This window comes from Streptomyces katrae (assembly GCF_000966975.1).
Taxonomy (GTDB): domain Bacteria; phylum Actinomycetota; class Actinomycetes; order Streptomycetales; family Streptomycetaceae; genus Streptomyces; species Streptomyces katrae.
Genome location: NZ_JZWV01000166.1, coordinates 1 through 10,736 on the forward strand (window position 1 = coordinate 1; position 10,736 = coordinate 10,736).

At 71.7% G+C, this 10,736-nt stretch carries 5 protein-coding genes and 4 pseudogenes; 3 read left to right on the forward strand and 6 right to left on the reverse strand.

Annotated elements, in window-relative coordinates:
• Together VR44_RS08165 and ureA are read right to left on the reverse strand one after the other, a co-directional pair.
• Nucleotides 1-537, reverse strand: a pseudogene (locus tag VR44_RS08165) (urease subunit alpha); the annotation flags it as partial.
• 56 nt (nt 538-593) lie between these two features.
• Nucleotides 594-1,342 (reverse strand): annotated as a pseudogene (gene ureA / locus VR44_RS48340) (urease subunit gamma).
• A 155-nt stretch (nt 1,343-1,497) separates the two neighbouring features.
• Between ureA and VR44_RS42335 the strand changes: the two are divergent.
• A pseudogene (locus VR44_RS42335) lies at nt 1,498-2,904 on the forward strand (cytosine permease); the annotation flags it as partial.
• 784 nt (nt 2,905-3,688) lie between these two features.
• Here VR44_RS42335 and VR44_RS08185 read toward each other — a convergent pair.
• From VR44_RS08185 to VR44_RS08195, 4 genes are all read right to left on the reverse strand, one after another.
• Nucleotides 3,689-4,774: a branched-chain amino acid aminotransferase gene (locus VR44_RS08185; RefSeq protein WP_045946726.1), complete on the reverse strand. Its 1,086-nt coding sequence runs from the start codon at nt 4,772-4,774 to the stop codon at nt 3,689-3,691.
• A gap of 224 nt (nt 4,775-4,998) precedes the next feature.
• A complete protein-coding gene (locus VR44_RS08190; protein WP_045946729.1) occupies nt 4,999-6,039 on the reverse strand; it encodes a 3-isopropylmalate dehydrogenase in 1,041 nt (346 codons plus the stop codon).
• 127 nt (nt 6,040-6,166) lie between these two features.
• The gene (locus VR44_RS48345) at nt 6,167-6,298 is read right to left on the reverse strand and encodes a hypothetical protein (protein ID WP_094191498.1); all 132 of its coding nucleotides are present in this window, start codon (nt 6,296-6,298) and stop codon (nt 6,167-6,169) included.
• 259 nt (nt 6,299-6,557) lie between these two features.
• Nucleotides 6,558-7,454 carry a LysR family transcriptional regulator gene (locus tag VR44_RS08195; protein WP_245691639.1) on the reverse strand — a complete coding sequence of 299 codons (897 nt, stop codon included), beginning with the start codon at nt 7,452-7,454 and terminating at the stop codon, nt 6,558-6,560.
• A gap of 99 nt (nt 7,455-7,553) precedes the next feature.
• Here VR44_RS08195 and VR44_RS08200 point away from each other — a divergent pair.
• Together VR44_RS08200 and VR44_RS08205 are read left to right on the forward strand one after the other, a co-directional pair.
• Nucleotides 7,554-8,556: pseudogene (locus VR44_RS08200) on the forward strand (NADP-dependent oxidoreductase).
• A 119-nt stretch (nt 8,557-8,675) separates the two neighbouring features.
• Entirely contained in the window at nt 8,676-10,706 is a 2,031-nt protein-coding gene (locus VR44_RS08205; RefSeq protein ID WP_045946728.1) for a phosphocholine-specific phospholipase C, read from the forward strand.
• Nucleotides 10,707-10,736: the final 30 nt, after the last annotated feature.

Genomic DNA, 10,736 nt, shown 5'->3' on the forward strand with positions numbered 1-10,736 from the left:
ATCGAAGGCGTTGAAGGCGTGCTTCAGGGCCCACGGGGAGTTCACGCCGACGCCCCAGACGGGGCCGAACTCCTGGCCGATGACCGTGGTGACGCCCGCGGCGAGCGAGGCCTCCATGATCCGCGGGGAGAGCAGGTGGACATGGGTGTCCACGGCTCCGGCGGTGGCGATCAGGCCCTCGCCGGAGACGATGCTGGTGCCGGTGCCGACGACGACGTCCACCCCGTCGAGGGTGTCCGGGTTGCCGGCCCGGCCGATGGCGTGGATGCGGCCCTCGCGGATGCCGATGGAGACCTTCTTGATGCCGAGGACGGCATCGATGACCAGGACGTTGCTGATGACCACGTCGCAGGTCTCGCGGACGGCGGCGCCCTTGAGGTGCAGGCCGTCGCGGGCGGTCTTGCCGAAGCCGGCCAGGAACTCGTCGCCGGGCTTCTGGGCGTCGTACTCGACGCGGACGGTCAGACCGGAGTCGCCGAGCCGGACCCGGTCCCCGGCGCGGGGGCCGAAGACGGAGGCGTACTCGCGCGGGTCGATGTGCCGGCTGCCGGGGGCGCAGTGCGCGCTGTGGTCGGTGTGGGGGGTCTGGCGGCTCACGCCTGGTTTCCTTCCGGGGCGTCTGCGGTGGGGGCGGCCGCGCCCAGGTAGCCGCAGGCGGCGGCGCGGGCCAGGGCCTCGGCCTTGGCGCCGGGGGCGTCGAGCGGGCCGTCGACCAGTCCGGCGAAGCCGATGGCGATCCGGTCGCCGCCGATCGGGACCAGGCCGACCTCTCCCTCGCCGTGCGGGTCGAAGCGCACCGAGGAGCCGGCGGGGACGCACAGCCGCATGCCGTAGGCCGCGGCACGGTCGAAGTCGAGGCGGGGGTTCGCCTCGAAGAAGTGGAAGTGGCTGGTGACGCTCACCGGCACGGAGGCGGTGTTGCGCACCCGCAGGTGGACGACGGGCTCCGGCTGGGGGGCGCCGGGGCCCGGCACGACCGCGCTCGGGGCGCGGGGCCCGGCACGACCGCGCCCGGGGCGTCGTCGCCGAGCGGGGTCGCGCCCTGGATCGGGGACGAGACCACCGCGAGGCGGGAGCCGTCGTCGAAGACGGCCTCCACGTGCACCTCGGTGACCACGTCCGCCACGCCGGGCAGCACGTCGCCGGGGCCGAGGACGCTCCGGGCCTCTTCGATGGCCTCGGCCAGGCGCTTGCCGTCGCGCGCGGCCTCGCAGACGGTGTCGGCGATCAGCGCCGTGGCCTCGGGGACGTTGAGCCGCAGGCCCCGGGCCCGGCGGGCCCTGGCCAGTTCTGCGGCGCTGCGCAGCAGCAGCCGGTCACGCTCCGTAGGGGTCAGCCGCACGCCGATCCACCACCTTTTGAGTCGATGGGTTAGAGCATCACTCTAACTCTTCATTTCTTCGCCGGGAAGCATTGACCTGGGAGCAGGGACTGAGCCACATTGAGTGTCGCTCAAACGAATAAGCACACCCCCCGCCGTGCCAAGGGAGTCCCCCCATGCCCATCGAACAGCGCGGAGTCGACACCATCCCGGAGGAGGAGCGGACGAGCGGTCCCCGTGACCTGATGTCGATCCTTCTCGGCTCCAACCTCTGCCTCGGTGTGATCGTCTTCGGCTGGCTTCCCCCGTCCTTCGGACTGGGGCTGGTCCCCTCGCTCACCGCCATCGTGACCGGCACCGTGGCCGGCATCGTCTTCACCGCGCCGCTCGCGCTCGTATCCCTGCGCACCGCGACGAACCTGTCCACCTCCAGCGGAGCGCAGTTCGGCGTACGGGGGCGGCTCGTGGGCTCGATCGTGGGCCTGCTGCTGGCACTCGGCTACACCGCGCTGACCCTGTGGATCGGCGGTGACGTGATGGTGGGCACCTTGGCCCGGCTCGTCGGACTGCCGGACAACGGCCTGACGCACTCCCTGATGTACGGGCTGCTGGCGGCGTTCACCGTGATCGGGGCCGTCTTCGGCTACCGGCTGCTCCTGCGCATGAGCAAGGCGCTCTCGATCGTCATGGTGCTCCTGCTGGCCGTCGGCATATACGCCTACGCCCCCGGCTTCACCACCGCCGCCCCGCCGGACACCGCGTACCTGCTCGGTTCCTTCTGGCCGACCTGGATCCTCGCCGTCGTCGCCGCCGGGCTGAGCGGCCCCGTCGCCTTCATCACCCTGCTCGGCGACTACACGCGCTACGTCTCCCCCCGCCGGCACAGCTCGCGCAAGGTCTACTGGGCCACCTGTACCGGCCTGTTCTTCGGCCTGCTGGTCCCGCAGCTCTTCGGCACCTACACCGCGCTCGCCGCCCGGGCCGGGGCCGACTACGCCGGTCCGCTCGTGGGCGCCGCGCCCTTCTGGTACCTCGCGCCGCTGCTGTTCGCCGCCGCGGCCGGTTCGGTGGGCAACGCCGGGCTGATGCTCTACTCCATGGGCCTGGACCTGGACGCCATCGTGCCCAAGGCCACCCGTACGAAGGCCACCGTGATCGCCGCGGCCGTCGCGACCGCGTTCGTCTTCTTCGGCTCCTTCGAGTGGAACGTCCAGTCGGCGATGACCTCGTTCGTCCTGCTGCTGACCGCGATCGGCACCCCGTGGGCCGTGATCACCCTGATCGGCTACGTCCGATGTCGCGGCGAGTACGACGCCGACGCGCTCCAGGTGTTCAACCGCCGGGCCCGTGGCGGCGTCTACTGGTACAGCGGGGGCTGGAACATCCGCGCCACCGCCGCCTGGGCGGCCGGCGCGCTGGTGGGACTGACCGCCGTGTCGACCCCGGTGTACGAGGGCCCGCTGCTGGCCCTCACCGGTGGGGTGGACTGCAGCTTCATCCTGTCGGGCGTGGTCGGCGGCCTGGTCTACGGGGCGCTGACGTTCCGGACCGCGGCCGCGCCCGGGACCGGGCAGACGGCCGCGCCGGTGGCCGACACGGTCATGGTGTCATGGTGGCCGCCGACTGACGGCGGCGCACGACAACGGACCCCGGGGCGCCGCGCCCCGGGGTCCGTCGCGTCAGCGGCACCTCAGCGAGTCGGCCGACTGCTTGACCGCGGTGTCGACCGCCTGGATCTGCGGCTGGAGCTGGGTCAGCGCGTCCTTGCCCGTGGTGTCGCCGGGCAGGTCGTCGTAGCTCTTCTTGAGGTTGTCCGTGGCCTCCTGGACGGCTTCCCGCTCGGCCGACTTCATCGTCTGCTTGCTCTCCTTGACGTTCTTCCAGTCGGTCTGGACGGCGTCGACCGCCTTCTGGATCTGGTCCTTGGTGGCCGTCGCCGGGTTCAGCGCCTTGAGCGCGGCGTTGTCCGACTTCAGCTGGACCAGGTTGGTGCACAGCTCGGCGGCGGCCTTCGAGGCCTCCTCCTGGGGAGTCGTGTCGTTACTGGAGCAAGCCGAGGACCCGAGCACGACGGCCGCGCAGAGCAGGCCGGCGGCAACGAACCGCTTCATGGGGATCCGCCTTTCCGCCGGCCCCTGCGGCCGGCGCACGAGAGAACCACCCCCGGGAGGGGTGCGCCGCACCGCCCGGGCCGCTGCGGGAGCCGGATCGGCGGGCACCGTCAACGTCCCACGCCGCCGGACCCCCCGCACGTCCGCGGCGCCCGTACGGGTGCGGCCGGCCCCGCCGCCCCGCCGGTCCCGGGCATGCGCAACGGGGCCCCGGCCGGAAGGCCGGGACCCCGTTGCGCGGCGGATCCGCCGTCGGCTAGCCGAGCGGGTGCATCCAGCCGTGGGTGTCGGCGCGGTGGCCGGTCTGGAGGTCCAGGAGCGCCTTGCGGAGCTTCATCGTGACCTCGCCGGGCTCGCCGTCACCCTGGGTCCAGTTGGCGCGCTCGGACTTGACCGAGCCGACGGGGGTGATGACGGCGGCCGTACCGCAGGCGAAGACCTCGGTGAGGGTGCCGTTCTCGTTGTCGCGCTTCCAGTCCTCGGTGGAGATGCGTCCCTCCTCGGCGGTGTAGCCGAGGTCGCGGGCGATGGTGAGGAGGGAGTCGCGGGTGATGCCGGGGAGGAGCGAGCCCGTCAGCTCCGGGGTGACGATGCGGTCGCCGTACACGAAGTAGAGGTTCATGCCGCCCATCTCCTCGATCCAGCGGTGCTCGACGGCGTCCAGCCAGACGACCTGGTCGCAGCCGTGCGAGGCCGCCTGGGCCTGGGCGACGAGGGAGGCGGCGTAGTTGCCGCCGGTCTTGGCGGCGCCGGTGCCGCCCTTGACGGCGCGGACGTACTCCTCGGACAGCCAGACGGAGACCGGCTTGACGCCACCGGGGAAGTAGGCGCCGGCGGGCGAGGCGATGACCATGAACAGGAACTCGTTGGCCGGGCGGACGCCCAGGCCGACCTCGGACGCGAACATGAACGGCCGCAGGTAGAGGGAGGCCTCGCCGGAGGTCGGGACCCAGGCGCTGTCCTGCTTGATCAGCGCGTCGCAGGCCTCGATGAACAGCTCGGTCGGCAGTTCCGGCATCGCCATGCGGCGGGCGGACGCCTGGAAGCGCTCGGCGTTGGCCTGGGGGCGGAAGGTGGCGACGGTGCCGTCGGGCTGGCGGTAGGCCTTGAGCCCCTCGAAGATCGTCTGCGCGTAGTGCAGGGTCATGTTGGCCGGGTCGATCGACAGCGGCGCGTACGGGACCAGCTCGGCGTCGTGCCAGCCACGGCCCTCGGTCCACTTGATCGTCACCATGTGATCGGTGAAGTGGCGGCCGAAGCCGGGGCTGGCCAGGATCGCCTCTCGCTCCGCGTCGGACAGCGGGTTCGAGGAGGGCTTGAGCTCGATCGTGGGCGTCGTCATGAGTGCTTGTCCTTCACCGTTGTGTATGGCGGACCGCGCTCATGCGTACTAGGACGTCCGAGCTTCCCCGTATACCGCGGCCTCGCGTTCGATTATCGCGCGCGAGGGGTCTTCGGTGAAACGGGGTGATGCGGCCCACGGGAGATGGTGGCACCCGGGGCCGTGCAGGAGAAGCCGCCGGGTGGTGGTGCGTACCCGGCGGCTTCCTGGGTGGCGCTGCCGGGTCAGCCGGCTACTCGCGCGGCGAGGGCGTCGCCGATCGCGTCGGTGGAGCGGAAGGTTCCGTCGCGCTCGGCGAGGTCGGCCGAGACGGCCTCCTCGATGCGCACGGCCTGCTCCTCGTAGCCGAGGTGGCGCAGCAGGAGGGCGACGGAGAGGATCGTCGCGGTCGGGTCGGCCTTGCCGGTGCCGGCGATGTCCGGGGCCGAGCCGTGGACGGGCTCGAACATCGACGGGAAGGCGCCGGTCGGGTTGATGTTCCCGGAGGCGGCCAGGCCGATTCCGCCGGTGACGGCGGCGGCCAGGTCGGTGAGGATGTCACCGAAGAGGTTGTCCGTGACGATGACGTCGAAGCGCTCGGGCTGGGTGACGAAGAAGATCGTCGCCGCGTCGACGTGCAGGTAGTCGGTGGTGACCTCGGGGTACTCCTGGCCGACCTTGTCGAAGATGTTCTTCCACATGTGGCCCGCGTACACGAGGACGTTGTTCTTGTGGACGAGCGTCAGCTTCTTGCGCGGGCGGGAGTTGGCCCGCTCGTACGCGTCCCGGACCACGCGCTCCACACCGTACGCGGTGTTGACGCTGACCTCGGTGGCGACCTCGGCGGGGGTGCCGGTGCGCAGGCTGCCGCCGTTGCCGGTGTACGGGCCCTCGGTGCCCTCGCGGACGACGACGAAGTCGATGTCCGGACGTCCGGCCAGCGGGGTGGCCGTGTTCGGGAAGAGCTTCGAGGGGCGCAGGTTGATGAAGTGGTCGAAGGCGAAGCGGAGCTTCAGCAGCAGACCGCGCTCCAGGACGCCGGAGGGGACCGACGGGTCGCCGATGGCGCCCAGGAGGATCGCGTCGTGGTGCTTGAGCGCTTCGAGCTCGGCGTCCGGGAGGGTCTCGCCGGTGCGGTGCCAGCGCTGGGCGCCGAGGTCGTACTGCTTGGTCTCCAGCTTCACATCCTGGGGCAGGACCGCGGTAAGGACCTTGAGGCCCTGAGCCACGACTTCCTGGCCGATGCCATCACCGGGGATCACTGCGAGATTGATGCTGGTCGACATGTCGGAACCGTACTCCGTGTCCCAGCCCTCAGACATATCGCGTCCATCATGTGGACCAATGAGAACGCGACATGTCGTCGCCCGGGCGGGAGGTGCCCGGGGGCCGGGGTTGCGGGAGGGTGCCTGGTCAGTGGCCGGTGGAGCCGCCGTTGTCGCGGCGGTCCAGGGCGCGCTGCAGGGCGGCCGCGGCGTTCTTGCGGTCGGACTCGGCCGGCGAGGAGTGGCGGACGCGGCGGGAGGCGGCGGTGGTGGGGGTCATGGTGATCGACTCCTTGAGATCACGGCGTGGCGGGGCCACGGATGAGGGGTTCCTTCAAGGCGCCGGAAGAGGCGGGGAGCCGTGCGCCGCAGGGGTTGCCTGCGAAGGGCGCGCGCTCACGACCGCCATTCGCTGATATGCGAGACGTTCGGCTCCTACAAAGCTAGGGCAGCCGCGGCTGTATGTCTCCGCAATTACTCGGACTTCCTAGTATCTGAGACGCGAAACCCCCCGGAAGGGCCCTCCGCAGGCTCCGTTTTCAGGCCGATTCCGCCCTGAGTTCCCTGATCAGAGCCCTTACGCCAAGAGTGGCTGCAGATTCCGGTGTGGTGACGTATCCCACCTGTCGCACCGGCCCCTGCGGTCCCAGGGCGGCGATTTCGACCGCGTCGGTGGCCTCGCGCAGCGACAGCTCGGGCATGATCGCCATGCCCAGACCCCGGCCGACCATCGTCAGCACCATCGCGTCGTCCTCGGCCTTGACCGTGGCCGCCGGGATCCAGTCCTGGGCCGCCCACCACCGGCGGGTGTAGGAGCCGCAGTTCTCGTCCCAGTCCAGCAGGGGCAGCGCCTTCGGGTCCGGGTGCCCGGCGGGGTGCACCAGGGCGTACGCCTCCCGGGTCAGGACCCCGGTGAGCAGCCCGGGCGGTACGTCGCCGGACGCGCCCAGGGTGGCGATGCCGAGGTCGGCCCGGCCGGCGGCCACCTCCCCGGCCGTCCCGGCGCCGAGCTCGCGCACCACCCGGACCTCGGGCCGCAGCCCCGGGTGCAGGGCGGCCAGGCGCTCCAGCGCGGGCGGCAGCAGGTGCAGGGCCGCGCTGCGGAAGGCGGCGATGCGCAGGGTCCCCTCCAGGGCGCCGCCCGCCGTTCCCCCGCCGGAGGCGGCCCGCCCGGCGGCGCGGGCCTCCGCGCCGAGGGCCTCGTACAGCCGCAGGATGCGCCGGCCCAGGGCCACGGCCCGCTCCCCCGCCGGGGTGGGGCTGGCACCGGAGCGGCCGCGCTCGAAGAGCACCGTGCCGACCTTGCCCTCGCTGCCGCGCACCGAGTGCGAGACGGCCGACTGGCTGATGCCGAGCCGGCTCGCCGCGGCGGAGAAGCCGCCCGTCTCGGCGACGGCGACCAGCACCCGGAGTTCCTGCGGGGCGAGCTCGGTCACTGGGTTCCACCTCGGTGTATGAGCCGCGCTCATGGATGCGCGGCTTCCATGAGGGCAACCCCCTGCCCGGCCCGGGGATTCCTTCCTACGGTCTTCGCCATGACCACGAACACCGCTTACGCCGTGCACCAGATCGCCCGCCCGGCCGGATTCCCCGTCGCCTCCGACTTCACGTACGTCTCCTCGACCGTCCCCGAACCCGCCCCCGGCACCGCCCTGGTGGAGAACCTGCTGCTGTCGGTGGACCCGTACCACCGAGGGCTGATGGACGGCGGCGAGGGCGGCTTCGAGCTGAACGCCCCGCTGGAGGGCCGGTCGGTGGGCCGGGTGCTCGCCTCCCGCGACCCGGGCCTGCGGGAGGGGGACCTGGTCTTCCACCGGGCCGGCTGGCGCACCCACGCCCTGGTCACCCTGGGCGTCGACGGCACCCGCAAGCTCCGCGGCCACGAGGGGATCCCGCTGGAGGCCTACCTGTCCATCCTGGGCGGCACGGGCCTGACCGCGTACGCCGCCCTCACCCGGACGGCGGCCCTCCGCGAGGGCGAGGACCTCTTCGTCTCCGCCGCCGCGGGCGGCGTCGGCACCGCCACCGGGCACCTCGCCCGGCTGCCGGATCATCGGCAGCGCGGGCTCGGCGGCGAAGGTCGCCCACCTCACCGGGACCCTCGGCTTCGACGCCGCCTTCGACTACCACGACGGCCCGGTCGGCGAGCAGCTGGCGCAGGCCGCCCCGGACGGGATCGACGTGTACGTGGACAACGTGGGCGGGGACCACCTGGAGGGGGCCATCGACTCCCTGCGCGAGTACGGGCGGATCGCCTGGGTCGGCGCGATCTCGATGTACAACGGCGACCGCTCCCCGGCCGCGCCCCGCAACCTCTTCGAGGTGGTGCACAAGTCCCTGCGCCTGGAAGGCGTATTGGTTCGAAACCACACCAATCTGCAGGACGAGCTGGAGGACTTCGTGGTCCCGCACCTGCGCAGCGGCCGGGTCGGCACCGACACCACCGTTGTCCAGGGCTTCGACCGCACGGTGGAGGCGTTCCTGGGCATGCTGCACGGCGAGAACCTGGGCAAGATGCTGGTCCGCACGACCGGTTGATACCGGCCACCCGGATGTTCACCGTTTTCTTACTGCACGGATGTAGACCTTTGCGGCGGCCGCCGCCACGCTTGCCGACGATGTGCCAGCGGGGCACGCGAGTTGGAGGCGAGCAGCCAGTGACACCCATCAGCCGCAGGGGTTTCGTGGGGATCGGCGCCGGGCTCGTGGCGGGGGCGGCCCTGCCCGCCGCCCTGCCCACGACGGCCGCCGCGGCCGCGGCGACGGGCACCATCACCGATGTGAAGCACGTGGTGATCCTGATGCAGGAGAACCGCAGCTTCGACCACTACTTCGGCAAGCTCAAGGGCGTCCGCGGCTTCGGCGACCGCGCCGGCGGCAACATCCCGGGCGGCTGGGGCACGTTCAACCAGCCGAACTGGGGCGGCCGGCAGTACCCGTGGAGGCTCTCCGCCACCCCGTCGGCGGGCGGCGCCGACAGCGAGACCCTGGCCCAGTGCACCGGCGACCTCCCGCACAGCTGGACCTCGCAGCACGCCGCCTGGAACGGCGGGCGGATGGACAACTGGGTCGCCGGCGTCGGCAAGACCCACACCCTCGGCCACCTGGAGCGCGCCGACATCCCCTTCCACTACGGGCTCGCCGACAACTACACCATCTGCGACGCCTACTTCTGCTCCACCCTCAGCGCCACCGGCCCGAACCGCACCTTCCTGTGGAGCGGCAAGGTGGACGCGGGCAGCAAGGACGGCGGCGAGGAGTCCGGGCTGACCTGGGAGACGTACGCGGAGGCCCTCCAGCGGGCCGGGATGACCTGGAAGGTCTACCAGAACGCCCAGGACAACTACGGGGACAACGGCCTCGCCTACTTCAAGAAGTTCACCGACGCCAAGCCCGGCGACCCGCTGTGGGACCGGGGCATGGCCTCCGTGCCCCGGGTCACCGGCTCCACCCCGGACGACATCGCGGCCGCGATCCGCGCGGACGTGGTCGCCGGGACCCTGCCACAGGTGTCCTGGGTGGTGGCGAGCGAGGCCTTCTCGGAGCACCCGTACGCCCCGCCCGGCGACGGCGCGCACTTCGTGGACCTGGTCTACCGCGCGCTCGCCGCGAACCCCGAGGTCTTCGACTCCACGGTCCTCTTCCTCAACTACGACGAGAACGACGGCTTCTTCGACCACGTCGCCCCGCCGGTCGCCCCGCCCGGCACCCCGGACGAGTACATCGACGGCGTCCCGATCGGACTGGGCTTCCGCGTCCCCATGCTGGTGATGTCCCCGTGGACCCGGGGCGGCTGGGTCAGCTCGGAGGTCTTCGACCACACCTCGGTGCTCCGCTTCATGGAGCGGTGGACGACCGCCCTGGGCACCCCCGCCCTCTGCCCCAACATCAGCGCCTGGCGCCGCAAGGTGGTCGGCGACCTGACGGGCGTCTTCGACTTCGCGCACCCGGTGTACGGGGTGCCCGCCGGGCTGCCCTCCACGGCGAAGGTCATCGGCCAGTCCACCTGCGGCCCCCTGCCCAACCCCTCCCCCCAGGACAACGCCCTGCCCGTCCAGGAGTCCGGAACCCGCCCCGCCCGCGCCCTCCCCTACCAGGTGAACGGCAACCTGGACCGCTTCGAGTTCGGGCCGATGGGCAAGATCCTGGCCTGGTTCTCGATGACCAACCAGGGCCCGCAGGCCAGGCAGGCGGCCCACTTCTCGATCCACCCGCACCAGTACCGGGACACGGCCGCCTGGCAGTACACGGTGGACCCCGGCGCCACCGCGTCCGACTACTTCTCGATCGGGCTGGGCGCCGGATCGGGCAAGTACGACATCTCGATGTACGGCCCGAACCGCTTCCTGCGCCGCTTCATCGGCGACGCCACGAGGCCCGGCAAGGACCTGGAGGTCGCCGCCCGCTACGCCGTGGAGTCGGGCACCGGCAAGATGGCGATCTGGTTCAAGATGACCAACGCCTCGGCCTCGCCGGTCACCTTCACGATCCGCTCCAACGCCTACCGCTCCGACGGCCCCTGGACCTACACGGTCCCGGCGAACTCCTCGCGCGAGGACTTCTTCAACGCGGTGGCCTACAACAAGGGCTGGTACGACTTCACGATCCTGAGCGACTCCGACGGCACCTGGTCCCGCCGCTACACGGGCCACATCGAAACGGGCACGGCGAGCATCACGGGCTCCTGACCCCGGTTCCGCCCGCAGCCGGGTGGGGTC

What these genes read in the sequence shown, in the direction of transcription:
- VR44_RS08185 (WP_045946726.1), bottom strand. Translation starts at nt 4,774, where the DNA reads ATGACGACGCCCACGATCGAGCTCAAGCCCTCCTCGAACCCGCTGTCC.
- VR44_RS08190 (WP_045946729.1), bottom strand. Translation starts at nt 6,039, where the DNA reads ATGTCGACCAGCATCAATCTCGCAGTGATCCCCGGTGATGGCATCGGC.
- VR44_RS48345 (WP_094191498.1), bottom strand. Translation starts at nt 6,298, where the DNA reads ATGACCCCCACCACCGCCGCCTCCCGCCGCGTCCGCCACTCCTCGCCG.